The organism is Collimonas sp. OK242, assembly GCF_900107095.1.
Classification (GTDB): domain Bacteria; phylum Pseudomonadota; class Gammaproteobacteria; order Burkholderiales; family Burkholderiaceae_D; genus Collimonas.
This window is the reverse complement of sequence record NZ_FNOR01000010.1, coordinates 14,104-34,456: the sequence shown is the minus strand read 5'-3', so window position 1 is coordinate 34,456 and position 20,353 is coordinate 14,104. Positions and strand designations below refer to the sequence as shown.

Genomic DNA, 20,353 nt, shown 5'->3' with positions numbered 1-20,353 from the left:
GTTTAGCATCGTCGCCGACGCTCTGCCGCCCGCTCTCAGGGGCAAGGCATTAGCATGCGATAATTAGCATATCAAGCAGAGCGCAGGAAGAATGATGACAACAAATAAGTTTCTGAACCTTTACTCCCATGATTTTGCGCGCGTCGCAGTCGCCATCCCGAATTGCCGGATAGCCGACCCCGCTTTTAACGCCGCCGAGACTATCGCGCTGGCCAGGCAGGCGGAGCAGCAGGGCGCTGTGCTGGTGGCGTTTCCGGAGCTGGGTTTGTCCGCCTACACTTGCGACGACCTGTTTCACCAACGTGCTTTGCTGGATGCCTGCGAAGCCGCTTTGGCCACAATAGTGGAGGCTTCGGCCACGCTGTCGCTGGCCATGATCGTCGGCCTGCCTTTACGCGTCGAGCATCAACTGTTCAATTGCGCGGTGGTGATTGCCGGCGGCCGGATCCAGGGCATCGTGCCCAAGAGTTATTTGCCAAACTACGGCGAGTTTTATGAGATGCGCCAATTCAGCCCCGCTGAAAATACCGCAACTCGCCAGTTTCAATTGTTGGGCGCCAGCATTCCGTTCGGTAGCGGCTTGCTGTTCGAGGTGAGCAACCTGCCGCTCCTGAGATTCCATGTCGAGATTTGCGAAGATGTGTGGGTGCCGATTCCGCCATCGTCGTTTGCGGCGCTGGCCGGCGCCAGCGTCCTGGTCAATCTTTCCGCCTCGAATGTGGTGGTAGGGAAAGCCGGCTATCGCCATCAACTGGTGGCGCAGCAATCCGCGCGCTGCCTGTCGGCGTATTTGTATACCTCGGCCGGCAAGGGCGAGTCGTCGACCGACCTGGCCTGGGACGGCCACGGCCTGATTTATGAAAACGGCGAACTGCTGGCAGAATCCGAGCGCTTCCTGGATCATTCGCATGTCATTTTTGCCGATGTCGACCTCGAGCGGCTGGCGCGCGAACGGATGCGCCAGACTACTTTCGGGCAGTCGGTCCGGCGCCACGCCGGGGAAGTGGCCAAATTCGAGGTGCTGCGCTTCGAACTGGCGCTGCCGTTGGACAAGGCGTTGCCGCTGGCGCGCACGGTCGAGCGTTTCCCCTATGTCCCGGCCGATACCAAGCGCCGCGACGAACGTTGCACCGAGGTCTACAACATCCAGGTGCAAGCGCTGGTGCAGCGGCTGTCGGCCAGCAAGATATCGAAGGTGGTGATCGGCGTTTCGGGCGGCCTGGATTCGACCCATGCGTTGCTGGTCTGCGCCAAAGCGATGGACCGTTTGAATCTGCCGCGTTCGAATATCCTGGCTTACACCATGCCCGGTTTTGCCACCAGCGACCGCACCCTGCTGCAGGCGAGGCAGCTGATGCAGCTGGTTGGCTGCACGGCGGCGGAAATCGACATCCGCCCCAGCTGCCTGCAAATGTTGAAAGATCTGGGCCATCCTTATGCTGCGGGCCAGGACCAGTTCGACATCACTTTCGAAAACGTCCAGGCCGGCGAGCGCACCAATCATCTGTTCCGGCTGGCGAATTTCAATCACGCGATTGTCATCGGCACCGGCGACCTGAGCGAGCTGGCCTTGGGCTGGTGCACTTACGGCGTCGGCGATCACATGTCGCATTACAACGTCAACGCCAGCGTGCCGAAGACCTTGATCAGCCATCTGGTGCGCTGGGTGGCCGAGACCGGCGCCATCGGCGGCCAGGGTTCCGATGTGCTGCTGAACGTGCTGAGTACCGAAATCAGCCCGGAGCTGGTGCCAGGCAAGGCCAGCGGCAAGCCTGAGCAGATCACGGAAAACGTCATCGGCCCGTATGAGTTGCAGGACTTTAACCTGTATTACATCCTGCGCTATGGCTTCGCGCCGTCGAAAGTTGCTTTCCTGGCGTTTTCAGCCTGGCAAGACAAGACCAAAGGCAGCTGGCCTCATGACGCGCAGATAGTGCGGAACCAGTACGATCTGGCGGCGATCAAGCGCAACCTGGCAATTTTCCTCGACCGCTTTTTCAGGACCAGCCAGTTCAAGCGTTCCTGCGTGCCGAACGCGCCTAAAGTCGGCAGCGGCGGATCGTTATCGCCGCGCGGCGATTGGCGTGCGCCCAGCGATGCGGAAGCGACTGTGTGGCTGAACGACCTGGCGAATATTCCCGACTGATCGTTTCTCTGCCCAAAAATGGGGAGAAAGCGGCTTGTTGTAGCGGGTTGCTGTAGATTTAGTCGCAGATATTGTTTTACGGTTATAGACAAACCGAGTTTTTCCTATACCCTTACAGGTTGAGCTTTAACCATGCTGTGCCCTTATATTTCAGGTACAGCGCTGCAAAGATTTATGTTTAATGCCTAAAGGAGTTGTCATGAAGCAAATTACCGCCGTTATCAAACCCTTCAAGCTGGACGAGGTGCGTGAAGCCCTTGCCGAAGTTGGCGTCACCGGCCTGACCGTGACTGAAGTAAAAGGCTTCGGCCGTCAGAAAGGCCATACCGAGCTGTACCGCGGCGCCGAATACGTGGTCGATTTCCTGCCAAAAGTGAAAGTCGAACTGGTGATCGACGATGCCCTGACCGAACGTGCAGTCGATGCCATCATCAAAGCGGCGCGCACCGGCAAGATCGGCGACGGCAAGATCTTCGTGCGTAATATCGAACAAGTGATCCGTATCCGCACCGGCGAAACCGGTCCTGATGCAGTCTGATGCAATTTTTGTAGCGCACTGATCGTTACTGTTTTTCCCTCCCGTCATTCTCTATCTTGGCCGCGGTCCTTCGATGTAATGGATGACTGACCGCGGCGCCAGGCTCACCCGACCGGCTTTCCCGGTATCTTCAGTTTATCCGCATCGTTGCCTGTAAAAAAAACAGTAACGCATTTTCCGCATGCTCTCGGACGTTTTTCTTATTGGAAGCGTGGGACACCGGTATCGACGGTTTCAAGCTGAGCGATTGCTTTGGCGCCGCCGGCGGCGTTGATACATATCCATCAGCGGTGTCGAGGAAATGCCATGCATCACGATCGACATCGCCACCACCGTCAGCACCATAGAACTGATGTGCGGCGCCAACGCTGACGATCGGTAGCCGGCGGGCGCCAGCCATGGGTATTGCAACGCAAACACCAGGTAATACAGGGAACCGATGCCCTTGATGCCAAACCACGCCATCAGGCGCCGCTGCAGAGGCGAGACTCTGGCGCCTATCAATGCGAGCGCAACCGAGAGTGGCCGAATGACAAAAAACAGCAATAACGCAAGCAATGCTCCTGGCGTGGAAAATCCGATATGCGATAACAGGATGCCGGTCAGGGTCACCATCACGAATTCGGCAAACTGTTCCAGCTGCTGATTAAAACCGAGTACCGTTTCTGTCATATATGCCGACGCTTTCGCCGGATGGGTTGCAACTTCTTCTTTTTGACTCGCAGGAGCGATATGCACCAAGGTCTGCTGCTGATCTGGATCCACCTCTTGCAGGCCGCTATTGGTCGACTCGATGCGGCGCATCGCCAGGCCAGCCGCAAACACCGCCAGAAAACCAATACCGTGGATCGCCTCTGTCACGCCGTAGGCCAGCGCGATCAAGCCGATACCGAGGAATTCTTCCATGCCCAGCGCCAGCCGAAAACGCCGCCGCAAACCGACCACCAGGCGCCCGATCAGCCATCCCGTGAACCAGCCGCCGACCAGTCCGGCCGCAATGCCCCAGGCCACATGCAGCATCGCATTAGTATTGATATAGGCGGCTGCCGACGGCACGCTGAGCAAGGACAAGCCGAGCATGACAAAGGGAAAGGCGGTGCCATCGTTCAAGCCGCCTTCACCGGTCAGGCTGTAGCGGATACGATCGCGGTCGCCGACGTCTTTTATCTGTACATCGGATGCCAAGACCGGATCGGTCGGCGCCAGGATGCCGCCCAGCAGGATTGCTGCGCCCAAGGGCAAGTTGAACATGAACATGCCTACCAGCGCCACCAGCGGGATCGTGACAAGCATCGCCAGCACACCCAGCCGCAGCGGCAGGCGCCAGATGCTATCGCGAAACGGCAGGCGCAGCTTCAGGCCAACCGTGAACAGCGATAGCAGCAATGCCATCTTGGCCAGCGTCGTCAGCAATTCGGCATGCTGGACGAGTGAGATATTGATCAAGCCGCTCACTGCTGGCCCCAGAACATAGCCGACAGGCAGGTAGAACATCGCCGGGCTGAACGGCAGGCGATCCAGTAGCGAGGCCATCAAACTCATCGACAGCAGCAGGGTGCCGACGATCAGATACCAAATGATTGATTGGTCGATGGCAATACCTCCTCCCGCGAATGAGGATAAAACACTTACAAGCCGATGCGGAGACGGCTTCTGCGCTTGCAGGCGATAGAAGAGCTATCAGTATGGAGAGTCAGAACTGCCTTATCTGTGCGGCAGCCCACAAAGCAGGTGAGGTGAGCCGAGGGCACAATGTGGCGAAGTAGAGCTGGTCCATGCCGGCAATGAAATCCGTGACGCTGGCTGGCGTCATGCCAAACCCTACGTCCGGATTGCGGAAGACTTGACCGGCGGGTAGAAGTGTCGATCAAGGGCGTAAAATGCATCAGGGTATAAAAAGGGTATAAACCACTGAATCTGGCCGTTGGCTCGGGAGCATCTCAATGGATCAAGGCAATGCGACTGAAATCTTGCTGCAGAAAGAAAATTGCAACGGTGCCGTGACACTGCGCATGAACCGGCCCCTGCAGTTCAATGCCTTGTCCGAGGTGCTGCTGGATGCCTTGCAGCATGAACTGGACGTGATTGCCGGCGATCCCGGCATTCGTTGCGTGGTCCTGGCTGGCGCCGGCAAGGCGTTCTGCGCGGGCCACGATTTGCGCGAAATGCGTAGTCATCCGGATCTCGCCTATTACAAAGCCTTGTTTATCCGCTGTAGCCGCTTAATGCAGAGTATCCAGGCGCTGCCTGTGCCGGTGATTGCACGGGTGCATGGCATCGCCACCGCCGCAGGCTGCCAACTGGTTGCCAGCTGCGATTTGGCGATCGCCTCAGACAGCGCGCGGTTTGCCGTCTCGGGCATCAACGTCGGCTTGTTTTGCGCAACCCCGGCGGTCGCCTTGTCCCGCAATATTTCATCGAAGCGCGCCTTCGACATGTTGATCACGGGACGTTTCATCGACGCTGCAACCGCCAAGGACTGGGGCTTGATCAATGACGCGGTTGCAGAAGACCAGCTCGACGCAGCGATAGCAGGCAAAGTGGCTGAAATCATGGCAAAAAGCCCGGTCGCGGTGCGTCACGGAAAATCGATGTTCTACCGGCAGCAGCAGATGACCGTGAGCGATGCCTACGATTACGCCAGCGACGTCATGGCGCGCAACACGATGGAACACGATGCGGGCGAGGGGATCGATGCCTTTCTGGGCAAACGTCCGGCGGTATGGGCGTTTTGAACGCATCTCCCAAATTGAATGTTAACAGGCTCTAGATCAGGGGATTGATTATGTTTTTCGTCAAAATTGATTGGCGAGCTGGAATGAAGGTACCAGCTCAGATAGCTTTAGATCGAAGCGCTGATCCAATTTCCGGGCTCGACTGAGCACCACCGGCCGAAATATGGCTGGATCATTTCCTTTGACGAAAAAGGCGACGTAGTTGTGGCTGTCATCGGTCCTGCACCACCATATACGCCAATCCGTATCCATCGTTGCCTGGGCAAGAGCGGCAACCAGGGAAGCTGGATGATCCCATAAATTGGATACCAGGACGCCTTGCGGAATGAGGCTGCGCAGGCAGGCGGCATAGAAATCGCTGGTACTTAATTCAGGTGCGGCGCCATCGGCGGAAAAACCATCCAGCATGATGACATCAGCGATATTTTCCTGCTGGGCTTGCATGTATGCCGCGGCGTCTGCGTGGATGATTTGCAGGCGCTGGTCATCGGCAGGAATCATGAATTCGTTGCGCAGCGCAATGACTTCGGCGTGCAGCTCCAGCACGGTGATGCGGGTTGACGGTAAATGTCGGTAACAATACTTGAGCAGCGATCCGCCGCCTAAGCCGACCATCAAGATGTGTTTTGGCGCTGCCTGAAATAACAGGAAACCCATCATGGCCCGCGTATAACTCAGCAACAGCTTGTCAGGCGCAGAAATCGACATTGCGCTTTGTATATATTTTTCGTCGAAATGCAGCGTGCGCATGTCGTCGTTGTCGAACACAAAGGGCTTTCCTCCACTTTGATGGAGCAGCAATTCAAAGGGATTGGGATTGTTCATGTAGTGTTAAGCGTATCCCTATCCCGCGCGCAGCTGTTCAGCGGAGAGGTGCAGCGCCGCGATCAATTTATCATTTCTGCGCTGCCGTAATATGTTTTGTGCGGTCATGCGTAGCATCAGCGCATGGCGCGGCTCCAGATCTTTCAGCCTGCTCATGACGGCCTGATCCGATATGTCCAGCAGTCGCCCTTTGCATGCGAATACAATCATGTTGTTGGATTCCAGGGCGTCGACTGCGACCACTGCGCCGTCAAAGCTGCGGTGGATGCGGTCGAGGTAGTGCGTCATGTCTGCTCTGCTGCCCAGCAAATTGACGACCATGATGCCGTCCGGCGCCAGCGCCTGATAGCAATCATCGTAAAAGGCCTGGCTGCATAACTGCGGCGGTTGTCCCGTGTGGTCGAATCCATCCACCAGCAGGATCTCGTAATCGCCGTCGGCATGCCGTACCAGGTCGCGCCCGTCCTGGCAGCGAATCTGCAATCGGCGGCCATCTTCAGGAATGTGGAAATGATCCTTTAATGCGATTACTTCAGGGTTGTTCTCAGCGACCACGATCGATGCCTGGGGCAGGTTGCGATAACAATATTTAACCAGAGAGCCGCCGCCCAGCCCGATCATGGCAATCGTCTCGGGGCTTTGCTTGAATAGCAGGAAACCCATCATCGTCACCGTGTAGCCCAGCAGGAGTGCGTCGGGCGCTGTCACGTACATCTCGCTCTGTACCGCGGTATTGTCGAACTGCAGGGAGACAGAATGGGCGTTTTTATAGATGTAAGGTCTGCCGTCGCCGGAAAACGCTGAAAGTTCGCGGATGTTTTCTAAAAGCATGGTCGTATCTTCAACGTCATCGGGTAAAAACAGGGATGTCAAACCAGTACATGGCGTGCTTGCTCGAAATAGCGGTAGACCCGTTCTTCAATAGCGGGGGCGACCATGACCTCGGGCCGCTTGCCGTTCGGGCAGGCCAGCCTGGGCGTGGTGCCGAACAGCCGGCAAATCAACGGGCGCTCCTCATATACCTGGCAGCCAGCGGCGCCCAGATGCGGGCAGCTTAATGCGGCAAGCGCGGCATCCTGCTCTGGTTCGCTCTTGCGCGGCAGTCTCGCCATTTCAACGGTGGACGCCAACACAGGGCCGCAGCAATCGTGACACCCCGGAACGCAGGTGAATGTCGGGATGCGTTCCCTGAAAAATTTGATTGTCTGGATGTTTTTGTCCAGTTTGTCCATTAGCTACTCGCCATTCGTATTTACAGAATTTCATGCATCGCATTTATGATAATTTGATTATCATTATACACAGCTCGCATCACACATCCCAGCAGATCCGCTTGCCTATTTCATGGACCCAAAAGGAGTTGATAGTCTACTGTTGCAAACGGCAGGATTTGCAGTAATATACTGTATATATATACAGTAAATGGTATTGCGATGTCAGATTATCAAAAGCAGCCTCCATCCCAGGTGATCCATTTTCAGGCGTCTGGCGTAGCGCATAAGGTGCCGCCCAAGGGCCGTGGCGCGACCAACAATATGCAGGGCCGCTACGAAGTTGCGCAGCGCGAGGATTTTGACGATGGCTGGGCTGCCGAGGACGGCCAGCTTGAGCCGGCAGCGCTGCGGACTATTGTCACGGAAGAGCAGGCAAAGACCATCCTGAGCCGTAATGCTTCGCCGGATTTGCCGTTCAATGTGTCCTTGAACCCCTATCGCGGATGTGAGCACGGCTGCATTTACTGTTTCGCCCGGCCTTCGCATAGCTACCTGGGTTTGTCGCCCGGGCTGGATTTCGAGAGCCGGATTTTTGCCAAGGTCAATGCGCCTGAAGTATTGCTGCGGGAGCTGGCCAAGCCTTCTTATGTCCCGGAATCGATTGCGCTTGGCATCAACACCGACGCCTATCAGCCTTGCGAGCGTGAATTGAAACTGACCAGGCGCATCTTGCAAGTGCTGCACGATTGCGAACATCCGCTCGCCTTGATTACCAAATCATCGCTGATAGAGCGCGATATCGATCTATTGGCCAGCATGGCGGCCAAACGGCAGGCGGTGGCGGCAGTCACCATCACCACGCTTGATCCTGCCGTCGCCCGCACCCTGGAGCCGCGCGCCGCCGCGCCGGCGCGGCGCTTGCGCACCATCCGCACGCTGGCCGAGGCGGGCATCCCGGTCAGCGTCAGCATCGCGCCAATGATCCCGTTTATCACCGAGCCCGATCTGGAACGCGTGATAGAGGCGGCGGCCGAAGCGGGTGCGGTGCGCGCCAGTTACATCGTATTGCGCTTGCCGTGGGAGGTGAATCCCTTGTTCCAGAACTGGCTCAACGCGCATTTTCCCGAGCGCGCCAAACGGGTGATGAATCGCATCCGCGAGATGCGCGGCGGCGCCGATTACGACGCCGATTTTGCCACTCGCATGCGCGGCGAGGGCGTGTGGGCGGATCTGTTGCGGCAGCGTTTTGAAAAAGCCTTGATCAGATTCGGCATGGCGCAGCGCGGGTCGTTTGCGACGCTGGATGCGAGCCGCTTCCGGCGGCCGTATGCGCCGCCGGAAAAAGACCGGCTGTCAGGTCAGCTGGGTTTGTTTTAGCGGGAGGAGGCAGAGGGTTGTCATGAGGCGGCCTGGCCCCTGAGCAGCACCAGCAAGGCGCCGGAACCGCCTTCGGCGGCGGTGGCCTGGCAGAAGGCCAGTACTTCTTCCTTCTGTACCAGCCAGTTGCGGACTTTGGATTTCAGCACCGGTTCCTTGTTGACCGAGCCGAGTCCCTTGCCATGGATGATGCGGACGCAGCGCCAGCCGCGCTTGGCAGCCAGGCGCAGGAATTCGGCCAGGGCTTCGCGTGCTTCGTCGCGCCGCAAGCCGTGCAGGTCGAGCTGTTGCTGGATGGTCCAGTGGCCGCGCCGCAGCTTGCGCATGACGTCGGGACCGATGCCGTTGCGGGCAAAGCTGAGCGATTCGTCGCTGTGCAACAGGGTTTCGATGGTGAAGTCGTCTGACAGCGATTCTTGCAGCGCAGCTTGTTCGTCCGCCAAGTGCTGGCGCGCGATCGGTAGCGGGCGCGGCACGCTGGGAGTGAATTTGGGCGGTACGGTCAATGGCTTGACGTTGCCGATGCTGCTGCGAAAGATATCGGCGTCGCGCAGTGCTTCCTGTTCGCGGCGCTGGCGTTCGGCCGCAGCGGCCTGGCGTGCTTCGTCCTGCGCCTTGAGTTCCTTGCGCATTGACTTGAGGGCGTTGAAGTCCTTGATCGGGCCGGCCATGATGTGTGGTTCTACGAGTTTTGCAGGACTGTTAATCGGGATTAGAAGCGCGGGATTAGAAGCGCGGGATCAGAATCGCATGATCAGAATCGAAACAATGAAAAACCCTGATCCCGATTAACAGTGTAACGCTTTAGTCTTCCAGGAAGCGCTGTGCATCCAGCGCCGCCATGCAGCCGGTGCCGGCGCTGGTGATGGCTTGGCGGTAGACGTGATCCTGGACGTCGCCGGCGGCAAACACGCCTGGCACGCTGGTGGCGGTGGCCATGCCTTCGAGACCGGTCTTGGTCTTGATGTAGCCATTGTGCATTACCAGCTGACCATCGAAAATCCCGGTGTTCGGCTTGTGGCCGATGGCGATGAACACGCCGTGCAGCTTGATCGGCGAGATGCTGCCGTCGGCGGTCGACTTGACGTTGATGCCGGTGACGCCGCTGGCGTCGCCGGTGACTTCATCCAGCGTGGCGTTGTACTTGATCTCGATCTTGCCCTCGGCCACTTTGGCATTGAGGCGGTCCACCAGGATCGGCTCGGCGCGGAACTTGTCGCGGCGATGGATCAGGGTGACCTTGCTGGCGATGTTGGACAGGTACAGCGCTTCTTCGACCGCGGTATTGCCGCCGCCGACCACGGCGACTTCCTGGCCGCGGTAGAAGAAGCCGTCGCAGGTGGCGCAGGCGGACACGCCTTTGCCCATGAAGGCTTCTTCCGACGGCAAGCCGAGGTATTGCGCCGAAGCGCCGGTGGCGATGATCAGGGCGTCGCAGGTGTATTCACCGGAGTCGCCGATCAGGCGAAATGGTTTTTCCGATAACTTGGTGGTATGGATATGGTCGAAAATGATTTCTGTATTGAATTCTTCTGCGTGTTTGAGCAGGCGTTGCATCAGTTCCGGACCTTGCACGCCGTGCGGATCGCCGGGCCAGTTCTCGACGTCGGTAGTGGTCATCAGTTGCCCGCCTTGTTCGACGCCGGTAATCAGCACCGGTTTCAGGTTGGCGCGGGCGGCGTAGACTGCGGCGCTGTAGCCGGCAGGTCCGGAGCCGAGAATCAAGACATGGGCGTGCTTGGCGGGTTTGGTGGTGGTCATGTGTGCCCTCAGGTAACAGATATCAAGTAATAGATCATGAAAGTGGATTTATGGCCGCGAGCCGCAGACAAATAAGCGGATAAATATTGTCAAGATCATCAAATCGGGTGCAAAAACTCGGTAAGATTATAGTCTACACGTGTGCGGTGCATCAAAATTCCATGCCCGACTAGCCGGCTGTTTCGCCTATGTTGCAAATGGAAACATCAAACACTGGTTATATATATAGGTATTGGGTGCATAATTTCAACTTGCGATTACATGCTAAGCAGCAATCAGTGACCATTCAGTAAGCATTCAGTAAGCACCGAGAAATAACAACGTAGCAACACTCACCGGATTTATGACTAGAACAAGCCAAGCCTATACCCGCAATACCAAGCCGCAGGAAGCGCAGCCGCTGCCGAGCCGTCTGGTGCGGCTGTTGTATGAAGCGCGCTGGATCGCCTATGCAGTCATTACGGCCTATCTGATTATCATTTTCGCCAGTTACTCGAAATCCGACCCCGGCTGGTCGCACGCCAATGTGGTGCCGCATCTGCACAATTGGGGCGGCCGGATCGGCGCCTGGCTGTCCGATCTCATGTTGTTCGTGTTCGGCGCTTCCGCATGGTGGTGGTGCGCGCTGCTGTTGCGCACCTTGTGGCAAGGCTACAAGCGCATTTCGCAGCGTTTCCTGGTGGATAAGGCAGCCGAGCCGGAACATCATCAGGAAGGCTTGATCCGCGGCGCCGGCTTCGTCTTGATCCTGATCGGCAGCATGGGCATCGAATACACCCGCATGGCGACGCTGCACATGCAGCTGCCGCGCGCGCCAGGCGGCGTCCTGGGTCAATTGATCGGCAGCGGCGCGCAAACCGCACTGGGCTTTACCGGCTCCACTTTGTTCTTGCTATTGCTGATTGCGCTGGGCATCAGCCTGTTTTTCCATGTTTCCTGGCTGACAGTGGCCGAGCGCATCGGCGCCGGCATTGAAAACGGCGTGCTGTGGCTGAGGGACTTCTATGTGGCGCGCGAAGACCGCAAAGCGGGTCAGGTCGCTGCCGTCAAGCGTGAAGAGGTGGTGGTCCAGGAACGCGCCAAGATCGTGGTGGCGCCGCCGATCAGGATAGAGCCGCAAATCGTTGCGGTGCCAAAATCGGAAAGGGTCGAGAAAGAAAAGCAAAGCGCCTTGTTCACGGATCTGCCGGACACCAATCTGCCGCCGCTGTCGCTGCTGGATGAAGCGCCGCCGGCACAGCAGACCGTCAGTGTCGAAACGCTGGAATTCACCAGCCGCCTGATCGAGAAAAAACTTTCCGATTTCGGGGTGCAGGTCAAGGTGGTGGCCGCCTATCCGGGGCCGGTGATTACCCGCTACGAAATCGAACCCGCCACCGGCGTCAAGGGCAGCCAGATTGTCGGCCTGGCGCGCGACCTGGCGCGTTCCTTGTCGCTGACCTCGATCCGCGTGGTCGAAGTGATTCCCGGCAAAATGTTCATGGGCCTGGAGTTGCCTAACCCTAAACGTCAAATTGTGCGCCTGACCGAGATTCTCGGTTCCAAGGTATATAACGACGGCGTCTCCAGCCTCACCATCGCGCTCGGCAAGGATATCGCCGGCCATCCGGTAGTGGCGGACCTGGCCAAGATGCCGCACTTGCTGGTGGCCGGTACTACCGGTTCGGGTAAATCGGTGGGCATCAACGCCACCATCCTGTCCCTGCTCTACAAATCAGATCCGAACCAGGTGCGCCTGATCCTGATCGATCCGAAAATGCTGGAGCTGTCGATCTATGAGGGCATTCCGCATCTGCTGGCGCCGGTGGTGACCGACATGCGCCAGGCCGGCCATGCACTGAACTGGGCGGTCAACGAAATGGAGCGCCGCTACAAGCTGATGTCGAAAATGGGCGTGCGTAACCTGACCGGTTACAACCAGAAGATCAGCGACGCCGACAAGCGTGAAGAAAAAATCCCGAATCCGTTCAGCCTGACGCCGGACGCGCCGGAACCGCTGGAAAAATTGCCGACCATCGTGGTCATCATCGACGAGCTGGCCGACCTGATGATGGTAGTCGGCAAGAAGGTGGAAGAACTGATCGCGCGCATCGCCCAAAAAGCGCGCGCTGCCGGCATCCACTTGATTCTCGCGACGCAGCGCCCATCTGTAGACGTGATCACCGGCCTGATCAAGGCCAATGTGCCGACCCGGATCGCGTTCCAGGTCAGCAGCAAGATCGATTCGCGCACCATTCTCGACCAGATGGGAGCGGAAGCGTTGCTCGGCATGGGCGACATGCTGTACATGCCGCCGGGCACCGGCTTGCCGATCCGGGTGCATGGCGCGTTTGTCTCGGATGAGGAAGTGCATCGGGTAGTTGATTACCTGAAGGAGCAAGGCGAACCGAATTACATCGAAGGGATACTCGAAGGCGGCGTGCTGGAAGATGGCGGCGACGGCGCGGTCGGCGGTGCAGCTGCCGGCGGCACCGAAGGCGACGAGCTGTATGACCAGGCAGTGGCGGTGGTGCTGAAGAACCGGCGCGCCTCGATTTCGCTGGTGCAGCGTCATCTGCGCATCGGCTACAACCGTGCGGCGCGCTTGCTGGAGCAAATGGAAACAAGCGGGCTGGTTTCAACCATGCAATCCAACGGCAACCGGGAAATCCTGGTGCCGGCTGGTAATAGCAATACGGAGTAAAGACATGCAAAAGAAAATTACCGCCGGCATCATCGGCGGCAACAAAAGCAATATGTTTGCGAGATTCAAATCGGGGCGTTTGATAGTCGGCCTGTCTTTGACCATGGCCATGCTGCCGTCGCTGGCCGGCGCCAGCGCGCTGGAACAGTTCAAGTCCTTCGTCAGCAGCACGCAATCGGCCAAAGGCGAGTTCTCGCAGCAACTGGTGAAAATCGACGCCGGCAAGGCGCCGAAGGTCACCAGTACTTCCAGCGGCATTTTTATCTTCGCGCGGCCGGGCAAGTTCATCTGGACTTATCAGAAGCCGTACGAACAGATCTTGCAAGCCGACGGCGACAAGCTGTATATCTATGACAAGGATCTGAACCAGGTCACCACCAAGAGCCTGGGCAATGCGTTAGGTTCGTCGCCGGCAGCGATTTTATTCGGCAGCAACGACCTGGAGAAAAATTTTGTGCTGAAAGAAGGCCAGTCCAAGGATGGCATGGAGTGGCTGGAAGCGACGCCCAAGGCCAAGGACACCACTTTCGATCATATCGGCATCGGCTTGAAGGACGGATTGCCGCAGGCGATGGAATTGCGCGATTCATTTGGCCAGGTATCGTTACTGACATTCAAGAATTTCGTCAAGAATCCGCCGCTGTCGGCCGGGCAGTTCAAGTTCGTCGTGCCCAAGGGTGCGGACGTTTTGAATCAGTAATTGAATCGAGTAGGGTGGGCACGAGTGCCCGCCCTACGCCAGCTTCAGGAATTCCAGCTTGTTGGCGACTTCGCGCCAGGTTTCATGGTCGGGCAACGGCGCCTGCGAGCGGGTGATCGGTTTCCAGTCGGGATGAGCTGCCAGGCGGGCGTTGATTTCGATGAAATGGCGTTGCTCGTCGGGCAGGTCGCTTTCGTTATAGATCGCGCCGACCGGACATTCCGGCACGCACATCGAGCAGTCAATGCAGTTGTCCGCAACGATCACCAGGAAATTCGGCCCTTGTCGAAAGCAGTCCATAGGGCAGACATCGACGCAGTCGGTGTATTTGCAACGGATGCAGGAATCGGTGACGACAAAGGGCATGGTTTGGCGGAGAGTGGTTTCTGGGCAAAATCGACAGCGATTCTCTCATGATCGCCATCTTTGCGCCGAGATCCGCTGAAGTCCGTCGATAACCGCCGCGAACGGGTTTATTGCGTTGCCGATAAGATGTTTTATCGCTTTTCATTTTTCAAACAAAGAACATTTTTCACCGAATCATCCCTATGTCCGATCTCTTCAAAGTAGAACCCACTCCACCATTGGCTGAAGCCCTGCGTCCGGCGACTCTGGACGAGGTGATCGGGCAGAGCCATTTGCTGGGTGCAGGCAAGCCGTTGCGGCTGGCGTTTGAATCGGGCAAGCCGCACTCCATGATCTTGTGGGGGCCGCCGGGCGTTGGCAAGACCACGCTGGCGCGTTTGACTGCGAATGCCTTCGACTGCGAATTCATCCCGTTGTCGGCAGTGTTTTCGGGCGTCAAGGATATCCGGGCGGCGATGGAACAGGCGCAGCAATACCTGGCGCAGGGTAAACATACGATCTTGTTCGTCGATGAAATTCATCGTTTCAACAAATCGCAGCAAGATGCCTTGTTGCCTTATGCAGAATCGGGTCTGGTGACTTTCATTGGCGCCACCACCGAAAATCCTTCGTTTGAAGTCAACTCCGCTTTGCTGTCGCGGGCGCAAGTGTATGTGTTGCAGGCGCTGAGCGAAGATGAGTTGAAGCAGTTGCTGGCGCGCGCGCAGGAACGGATGTTGTCGCACCTTCAGTTTGACGATGCCGCCGTCGATACCCTGATCGGCTATGCCGACGGCGATGCGCGTCGATTGCTCAATTTGCTGGAGCAGAGCGGCAGCGCCATCAAGGCGTCGGGTGTGACGCAAATTACCGCCGAGTTCCTGCAAAATGCGCTGACTTTGAATGCGCGCCGCTTCGACAAGGGCGGCGATAATTTTTACGATCAGATCTCGGCCTTGCACAAATCGGTGCGCGGCTCCAGCCCCGATGGCGCGCTGTACTGGTTGTGCCGCATGCTGGACGGCGGCGCCGATCCCAAATACCTGTCGCGCCGGATTATCCGCATGGCCTGGGAAGATATCGGCCTGGCCGATCCGCGCGCGATGCAGATTGCGACCGATGCCGCTGCGACCTACGAGCGGCTAGGTTCGCCCGAAGGTGAGCTGGCGTTAGGGCAGGCGGTGATTTATCTGGCCATTGCAGCGAAAAGCAATGCCGGTTACAACGCCTTCAATCAAGCCATGGCGTTTGTCCGGAATGACAAGTCGAGAGAGGTGCCGGTGCACCTGAGAAATGCGCCGACCAAGCTGATGAAGGAGCTCGGCTACGGCCACGAGTATCGCTATGCGCATAACGAGCCGCACGCCTATGCGGCTGGCGAAACCTATCTGCCCGATGGCATCGGCGATCCCGGCTGGTATCAGCCGGTGCCGCGCGGAGTGGAATCCAAGATTGCCGAGAAAATGCAATTCTTGCGAAGTCTCGACGACGACGCCAACAGCGGCAAGTGATCGCCTGATGCGATGTCACAGGTAGCCGTGTGAAAAGCCGGGCGCTACCGCGGCTGAGTGAAGCAGGTTGACGACGTGATAGATGCCGAAGATGGGCAGCCCGGTGGCGGCTTGCACTGCCGGCGCGTAGGGTTGCAAATTGGTGCATTCGAACAGGAATGCGCCCAAATCAGGTGCTTCGGCCAGCATTGCCTGGCATACGTCCGCAACTTCCCGCCTGGTTTGCTCGACGTCCAGGGAATAGCCGGGATTGGCGGCGGTGTCCGTTGTGCCCAGGATGGTTTTGAAAGACGCGCACGATTCCATGCCTCTTACCAATAGCCGCCAGCCGGGATCGATACCCGCAGCGCGCAAATGGCCGGCGGACAGGCTGTGCGCATCGGCGGTGACTATGCCGATCGTGCGCTTGGGCCCGAGCATGCGCCGCAGCAGCGGGACCAGGAACAGACTCGATGTCATCACGGGCACGTTCACCGCCTCGGCAATTTCATCCTGGACTACGGTAAGGAAGCCGCAGGTAGTGGTGATGGCGCGCACGCCATCGTTTTCCAGTTCTTTCGCAGCTTCGATAAATGCCGGCAGCAGCGCGCGCGCCCGGTCGGGCGCCGCAACGATCTGCTCCGGCATTGCGCCGGACACGACCTTATAGCGCACCGGAAAATCAAACGTGGTGGCATTGCCGATATCACCGGGAATTCTCGGGAATTTCGTGTCCAGCACCAGAATGCCGACACTCTCTCCATATATGGCGCGTCCGCCGCGAATGATCATGTTTGCTCCTGAATTTGACGTAAGTTTAAGCCCGGACCTGAAGTCACAAGAAGCGTTTTACCGTATAAGGCGCCGGATCGATGACAGTGGGCCGGCCGCAGATGAGATCAGCTACCAGCCGGCCGGAAACCGGTCCCGACGCCAGGCCGATATGGCCATGCCCAAAAGCGTGGATCACGTCCTGGCAGCCGGACGCCGGCCCCAGCACTGGCCGGCCATCGGTGGTTGACGGCCGATGGCCCATCCAGCGCTGGATCACGGCGGTCTTGATTGATGCTGCAAGCGCTGGATAGGTCGCGACAGCGTGACGCAACAGGGTTTCAGCCCGCGTCCAGTCTGGTGCGGCCTGCATACTGGTCAGTTCCACCTGTCCGGCAATGCGCAGGCCCGCTAATGTCGATGTGTTGCCGGTCTTGGCGTCGGCCGGCATGACCGGCACAGCCAGTTTGATCGTTGGATTTTCGATGACGACATGATATCCGCGTTCGCTCTCCATGACGATCTTGTCGCCTGCCGATCTGGCCAGGATTTTCGAGTGGATGCCCGCGGCGATGACAGCGCGGTCGCAGACGAGTTCGCCGATGTCGGTAACGACGGCCCGCAAGCGGCCGTTTTGCAGGTCAAACCCCGAAGCCTTGGCGCGCTGCAGGGTAGCGCCTTGCGCTAGCGCATGGCGCACCAGCGCTGCAACATAGGCTCCCGGGTCAGCGCAGTGAGCGCCTTGCTCCACCAGAATCGCGAATTGATATCTGCGGTCAAGCTCGGGGACCAGTGCGCGGATTGCCTGCGCATCCATTTCCTTCCAGCTGACGCCATTGTCGCGCCGCAAGCGCCAGGCTAGCGCCTCCGCCTCGAAAGCGGCACGGTCAGGATAGGCGTAAAGCAGCCCGCTGCTCACAATCAGTTCCGCTACGCCGGCTTCTTTGGCCAATGCGCGATGCCGTGCAGGCGCGTCGCGGAGCAGGGCAGACAGCGCGCTTGCGGTGGCTTCGACGCGGGCCACGCTGGCTCCTGCCCAGATGAACCTGACCAGCCACGGCAATAGCGATGGCAGTGCGCTCCAGCGGATTGTCAGCGGACTGTTTTTATCGAACAGATAGCCGGGTATTTTTTTCCACAAGCCTGGCATCGAAACCGGCACCACCGAAGCCGGACTGAGCCATGCCGCGTTACCGTAGCTGGCGGCCTGCGTCCCGCCGGGTTCGCCCGCGTCAATCAGCGTGACATGGTGGCCGTCGCGCAGCAACTCGATGGCGCAGGCGGCGCCGACAATCCCTGCACCAATGACTACCACGCGCAAGGCCGCGGGCTGGCTGGCATTTGAATTCAAGCTGTTTCCCTTTTTTTTGAAGATGTGTCGCGTGCCGCTTATTCGTAGCAAGCTACTGCCCGCTATTCTTGAAGCGTGACAGGAAGCTGCGCGTAGCTTCTTTCTCCGGGTTGTCGATGACGAGGGCCGGCGGCCCGGATTCGACCACGACGCCGTCCCGCATGAAAATCACCTGATCGGCGACCTCTCTTGCAAACGCTATTTCATGGGTGACCAGGATCATGGTCATGCCGTCCGATGCCAGCGAGCGTATGACGTTCAGCACTTCGCCCACCAGTTCAGGATCCAGTGCAGAAGTGGCCTCGTCGAACAGCATCACATCAGGCTTCATGGCCAGCGCCCTGGCGATGGCGACGCGCTGCTTCTGCCCGCCCGACAGCATGCTGGGATAGGCGTCTGCGCGATCGCTCAATCCTACCCGTTGCAGCAGGGCGTCGGCGGCAATCCGGGCCTCGTGCTTAGGCGTTTTCAGCACCGTGACCATGCCTTCCATGACGTTCTGCCGGACGGTCATATGCGGGAAAAGATTGAAGTGCTGAAAAACCATGCCAGTCTTGGAACGGAATTTCGCCAAATCCCGGGCTTTCGGCAATGTCGTGTTTTTGCCGTCGAACGTGATCGACTGGCCGCCGACATTGACGATGCCGGCGTCCGGTATCGTCAGCAGGTTGATGCAGCGTAGCAAAGTCGACTTGCCGGAGCCTGACGGCCCGATCATCGCTACCACAGAGCCTTTGCCGACCTGCAGGGAAATATCTTTTAGTACGACGTTGTCGCCAAAACATTTCTTGAGATTGTGGATTGAAATCATTTCACACTTCATTGCGCTACCCATTGCTAGCTTCCCCGGCCATCAGACATTTTTACTTCGAGCCGCTTTGCCAAAATCGTTGCAGGCAGCAAAATCGCAAAATACAGAATCGCAATCAGCGAATAGATTTCCAGCGGCCGATAGGTATCGTGGGCGATGATTTGCCCTTGATAGAGCAGGTCCGGCACCGCCAGAACCGATAGCAGCGAGGTGTTTTTCAGCTGCATGATGGATTGGCTGACCAGCGGCGGCGTCATCCGTTTGAATGCCTGAGGCAGCACTACGCGTCGCATCAGCTGGAAATGCGTCATGCCTAATGCCATGCCGGCTTCGGTTTGCCCGGGGTCGATGGAAATCACGCCGCCGCGGATGATTTCGGAATAGAAGGCGCCGCCATATAAGGTCAATGACAGCACTGCCGCCATGCCTGGCGTCAGTTCGATGCCGGTCAATATCGGCAGGGCGTAGTAAAACCAGATCAGCTGCACCAGCACCGGCGTACATCTGAACAGTTCGACGTAAGCCCGGAATGGTCCGGCTATGTATGCCTTCGGCGAAAGCCGGCAGAGGCCGGCAATCAGGCCGACCAGCAGCCCCAGTATGACGACGATGATGGTGTAGCCGACGGTGTAGCCAAAGCCTGTGAAAATGATGTTCCTGTACTGCCAAAGCGTATGGAAATCCCACTGATACATGCCTGCCTCACAACTTAAAAGTGAACCTGGGGTGGAAATGCGGTTGGCGGCACGCCGACCAGGGCTTGCATATTGGAGAGGATGGTGCTTTTCACTTTTCCCGAGGCCCTGGCTTGGTCCAGCCAGGCATTCACGGACTGGATGAAGGTCTGGTCGGTCTGTTTGCGAATCCCGACATTGGTCGGGTTGGTTTCGTCGGGAGACGGGTAGACGATATGGCCGATGTTCGGCAGCTTGGTAAGCAATGCGGTCGACAGCAGAATCACCAGCACCTGGCAATCGACGCGGCCTGATTGCAGCGCCATGGTGGCGGCGGCGGAGGTTTCAAATCGCAATATGGTCGCCTTCGGCAATATCCGGGTCACCAGCTGATCGTGGCTCGAGCCGACATCCACCGCCACCTTGACGCTAGGCGTGTTGAGCTGTTCCCACCGTTCAAAATTGAATCCCTTTCTGGCGACTACCGTATTGTAGTTCTGGAAAATCGGACCGGAAAAATCAACCACTTCGCGCCGCGCAGGAGAGGGTGCCATGCCAAGCTGGCAATCGATTTTGTTGGTCTGCACGTCCAGTACCGCATTGCCCCAGGTTGTTTCAACCCACTCAACCTCGGCTTTGAGATATTTGGCAAGATCGCGCCCCAGGTCGACCATGAAGCCGCGCCACTCGCCGGTCGCCAGGTCCTTTGTGAAATACGGCGAGGCGCCGTTGATTGCCCCCAAACGTAGCTTGCCCGTGCGTTTAATGCGGGCAGCGGTTGACTCAGGTTCTTGGGAAAATACAGGGCCGACTGCGACCAATGAGCCGATAGCAATGGTTTGAGCGATGAAATTCCGACGATTGATAGGCATGTGTGTCTTCTTGAATGAGGGTTGGTCAGGAAAAGTAAGAAAAATGCATCATGGACGTAT

The 20,353-nt window shown here is 57.9% G+C and carries 19 protein-coding genes; 7 read left to right on the top strand and 12 right to left on the bottom strand.

What is annotated here, in order from left to right; genetic code table 11:
* Positions 1-94: 94 nt before the first annotated feature.
* Together BLV81_RS12465 and BLV81_RS12460 are read left to right on the top strand one after the other, a co-directional pair.
* Positions 95-2,146: an NAD(+) synthase gene (locus tag BLV81_RS12465; RefSeq protein ID WP_369823872.1), complete on the top strand. Its 2,052-nt coding sequence runs from the start codon at positions 95-97 to the stop codon at positions 2,144-2,146.
* Positions 2,147-2,345: 199 nt separating this feature from the next.
* The gene (locus tag BLV81_RS12460; RefSeq protein ID WP_038487829.1) at positions 2,346-2,684 is read left to right on the top strand and encodes a P-II family nitrogen regulator; all 339 of its coding nucleotides are present in this window, start codon (positions 2,346-2,348) and stop codon (positions 2,682-2,684) included.
* A 234-nt stretch (positions 2,685-2,918) separates the two neighbouring features.
* Here the strand turns inward: BLV81_RS12460 and BLV81_RS12455 are convergent, their stop codons facing one another.
* Positions 2,919-4,226 carry a cation:proton antiporter gene (locus tag BLV81_RS12455; protein WP_255365161.1) on the bottom strand — a complete coding sequence of 436 codons (1,308 nt, stop codon included), beginning with the start codon at positions 4,224-4,226 and terminating at the stop codon, positions 2,919-2,921.
* Positions 4,227-4,627: 401 nt separating this feature from the next.
* On the opposite strand from BLV81_RS12455, the gene BLV81_RS12450 reads away from it, so the two are divergent.
* The gene (locus BLV81_RS12450) at positions 4,628-5,419 is read left to right on the top strand and encodes an enoyl-CoA hydratase (protein WP_092356445.1); all 792 of its coding nucleotides are present in this window, start codon (positions 4,628-4,630) and stop codon (positions 5,417-5,419) included.
* 60 nt (positions 5,420-5,479) lie between these two features.
* Here the strand turns inward: BLV81_RS12450 and BLV81_RS12445 are convergent, their stop codons facing one another.
* Genes BLV81_RS12445 through BLV81_RS12435 form a run of 3 tightly spaced genes read right to left on the bottom strand, consistent with a single transcriptional unit; the run spans position 5,480 to position 7,467 of the window.
* Positions 5,480-6,244, bottom strand: a complete 765-nt coding sequence (locus tag BLV81_RS12445; RefSeq protein ID WP_255365160.1) for a fused MFS/spermidine synthase — start codon at positions 6,242-6,244, stop codon at positions 5,480-5,482.
* A gap of 18 nt (positions 6,245-6,262) precedes the next feature.
* Complete coding sequence (locus tag BLV81_RS12440; RefSeq protein ID WP_092356442.1) at positions 6,263-7,075, bottom strand: fused MFS/spermidine synthase; 813 nt, start codon at positions 7,073-7,075, stop codon at positions 6,263-6,265.
* Positions 7,076-7,113: 38 nt separating this feature from the next.
* A complete protein-coding gene (locus BLV81_RS12435; RefSeq protein ID WP_369823878.1) occupies positions 7,114-7,467 on the bottom strand; it encodes a YkgJ family cysteine cluster protein in 354 nt (117 codons plus the stop codon).
* 210 nt (positions 7,468-7,677) lie between these two features.
* Between BLV81_RS12435 and BLV81_RS12430 the strand changes: the two genes are divergently transcribed.
* Complete coding sequence (locus tag BLV81_RS12430) at positions 7,678-8,835, top strand: PA0069 family radical SAM protein (protein WP_092356437.1); 1,158 nt, start codon at positions 7,678-7,680, stop codon at positions 8,833-8,835.
* A gap of 20 nt (positions 8,836-8,855) precedes the next feature.
* Here BLV81_RS12430 and BLV81_RS12425 read toward each other — a convergent pair whose 3' ends face one another.
* Positions 8,856-9,506, bottom strand: a complete 651-nt coding sequence (locus tag BLV81_RS12425; protein ID WP_092356434.1) for a Smr/MutS family protein — start codon at positions 9,504-9,506, stop codon at positions 8,856-8,858.
* A gap of 133 nt (positions 9,507-9,639) precedes the next feature.
* Positions 9,640-10,596: a thioredoxin-disulfide reductase gene (trxB, locus tag BLV81_RS12420; RefSeq protein WP_092356431.1), complete on the bottom strand. Its 957-nt coding sequence runs from the start codon at positions 10,594-10,596 to the stop codon at positions 9,640-9,642.
* A 343-nt stretch (positions 10,597-10,939) separates the two neighbouring features.
* Between trxB and BLV81_RS12415 the strand changes: the two genes are divergently transcribed.
* Both BLV81_RS12415 and lolA read left to right on the top strand, forming a co-directional pair.
* A complete protein-coding gene (locus tag BLV81_RS12415; RefSeq protein ID WP_092356428.1) occupies positions 10,940-13,279 on the top strand; it encodes a DNA translocase FtsK in 2,340 nt (779 codons plus the stop codon).
* Positions 13,280-13,382: 103 nt separating this feature from the next.
* Positions 13,383-13,979 (top strand): outer membrane lipoprotein chaperone LolA, encoded by a 597-nt coding sequence (lolA, locus tag BLV81_RS12410; protein ID WP_369823877.1) that lies wholly within the window; start codon positions 13,383-13,385, stop codon positions 13,977-13,979.
* A gap of 33 nt (positions 13,980-14,012) precedes the next feature.
* Here lolA and fdxA read toward each other — a convergent pair whose 3' ends face one another.
* Positions 14,013-14,345, bottom strand: coding sequence for a ferredoxin FdxA (fdxA, locus tag BLV81_RS12405; protein ID WP_092356422.1), 333 nt, complete (start codon positions 14,343-14,345; stop codon positions 14,013-14,015).
* Positions 14,346-14,527: 182 nt separating this feature from the next.
* On the opposite strand from fdxA, the gene BLV81_RS12400 reads away from it, so the two are divergent.
* On the top strand, positions 14,528-15,835 hold the full coding sequence (locus tag BLV81_RS12400; protein ID WP_092356419.1) for a replication-associated recombination protein A: 1,308 nt from the start codon (positions 14,528-14,530) through the stop codon (positions 15,833-15,835).
* A 15-nt stretch (positions 15,836-15,850) separates the two neighbouring features.
* Here BLV81_RS12400 and BLV81_RS12395 read toward each other — a convergent pair whose 3' ends face one another.
* Genes BLV81_RS12395 through BLV81_RS12375 form a run of 5 tightly spaced genes read right to left on the bottom strand, consistent with a single transcriptional unit; the run spans position 15,851 to position 20,293 of the window.
* On the bottom strand, positions 15,851-16,606 hold the full coding sequence (locus BLV81_RS12395; protein ID WP_092356416.1) for an aspartate/glutamate racemase family protein: 756 nt from the start codon (positions 16,604-16,606) through the stop codon (positions 15,851-15,853).
* Between the two features lie 43 nt (positions 16,607-16,649).
* On the bottom strand, positions 16,650-17,936 hold the full coding sequence (locus tag BLV81_RS12390) for an NAD(P)/FAD-dependent oxidoreductase (protein WP_218134274.1): 1,287 nt from the start codon (positions 17,934-17,936) through the stop codon (positions 16,650-16,652).
* 52 nt (positions 17,937-17,988) lie between these two features.
* Positions 17,989-18,747 carry an amino acid ABC transporter ATP-binding protein gene (locus tag BLV81_RS12385; protein WP_143036326.1) on the bottom strand — a complete coding sequence of 253 codons (759 nt, stop codon included), beginning with the start codon at positions 18,745-18,747 and terminating at the stop codon, positions 17,989-17,991.
* A 26-nt stretch (positions 18,748-18,773) separates the two neighbouring features.
* On the bottom strand, positions 18,774-19,442 hold the full coding sequence (locus BLV81_RS12380; protein WP_092356414.1) for an amino acid ABC transporter permease: 669 nt from the start codon (positions 19,440-19,442) through the stop codon (positions 18,774-18,776).
* Positions 19,443-19,456: 14 nt separating this feature from the next.
* Positions 19,457-20,293 (bottom strand): transporter substrate-binding domain-containing protein, encoded by an 837-nt coding sequence (locus BLV81_RS12375; protein WP_092356411.1) that lies wholly within the window; start codon positions 20,291-20,293, stop codon positions 19,457-19,459.
* Positions 20,294-20,353 lie beyond the last annotated feature (60 nt).

Bases quoted from the DNA above. Each gene is read 5' to 3' on its own strand.
- BLV81_RS12465 (WP_369823872.1), top strand. From the start codon at position 95: ATGACAACAAATAAGTTTCTGAACCTTTACTCCCATGATTTTGCGCGC.
- BLV81_RS12460 (WP_038487829.1), top strand. From the start codon at position 2,346: ATGAAGCAAATTACCGCCGTTATCAAACCCTTCAAGCTGGACGAGGTG.
- BLV81_RS12455 (WP_255365161.1), bottom strand. From the start codon at position 4,226: ATGAGTTTGATGGCCTCGCTACTGGATCGCCTGCCGTTCAGCCCGGCG.
- BLV81_RS12450 (WP_092356445.1), top strand. From the start codon at position 4,628: ATGGATCAAGGCAATGCGACTGAAATCTTGCTGCAGAAAGAAAATTGC.
- BLV81_RS12445 (WP_255365160.1), bottom strand. From the start codon at position 6,244: ATGAACAATCCCAATCCCTTTGAATTGCTGCTCCATCAAAGTGGAGGA.
- BLV81_RS12440 (WP_092356442.1), bottom strand. From the start codon at position 7,075: ATGCTTTTAGAAAACATCCGCGAACTTTCAGCGTTTTCCGGCGACGGC.
- BLV81_RS12430 (WP_092356437.1), top strand. From the start codon at position 7,678: ATGTCAGATTATCAAAAGCAGCCTCCATCCCAGGTGATCCATTTTCAG.
- BLV81_RS12425 (WP_092356434.1), bottom strand. From the start codon at position 9,506: ATGGCCGGCCCGATCAAGGACTTCAACGCCCTCAAGTCAATGCGCAAG.
- trxB (WP_092356431.1), bottom strand. From the start codon at position 10,596: ATGACCACCACCAAACCCGCCAAGCACGCCCATGTCTTGATTCTCGGC.
- BLV81_RS12415 (WP_092356428.1), top strand. From the start codon at position 10,940: ATGACTAGAACAAGCCAAGCCTATACCCGCAATACCAAGCCGCAGGAA.
- lolA (WP_369823877.1), top strand. From the start codon at position 13,383: ATGGCCATGCTGCCGTCGCTGGCCGGCGCCAGCGCGCTGGAACAGTTC.
- fdxA (WP_092356422.1), bottom strand. From the start codon at position 14,345: ATGCCCTTTGTCGTCACCGATTCCTGCATCCGTTGCAAATACACCGAC.
- BLV81_RS12400 (WP_092356419.1), top strand. From the start codon at position 14,528: ATGTCCGATCTCTTCAAAGTAGAACCCACTCCACCATTGGCTGAAGCC.
- BLV81_RS12395 (WP_092356416.1), bottom strand. From the start codon at position 16,606: ATGATCATTCGCGGCGGACGCGCCATATATGGAGAGAGTGTCGGCATT.
- BLV81_RS12385 (WP_143036326.1), bottom strand. From the start codon at position 18,747: ATGATTTCAATCCACAATCTCAAGAAATGTTTTGGCGACAACGTCGTA.
- BLV81_RS12380 (WP_092356414.1), bottom strand. From the start codon at position 19,442: ATGTATCAGTGGGATTTCCATACGCTTTGGCAGTACAGGAACATCATT.
- BLV81_RS12375 (WP_092356411.1), bottom strand. From the start codon at position 20,293: ATGCCTATCAATCGTCGGAATTTCATCGCTCAAACCATTGCTATCGGC.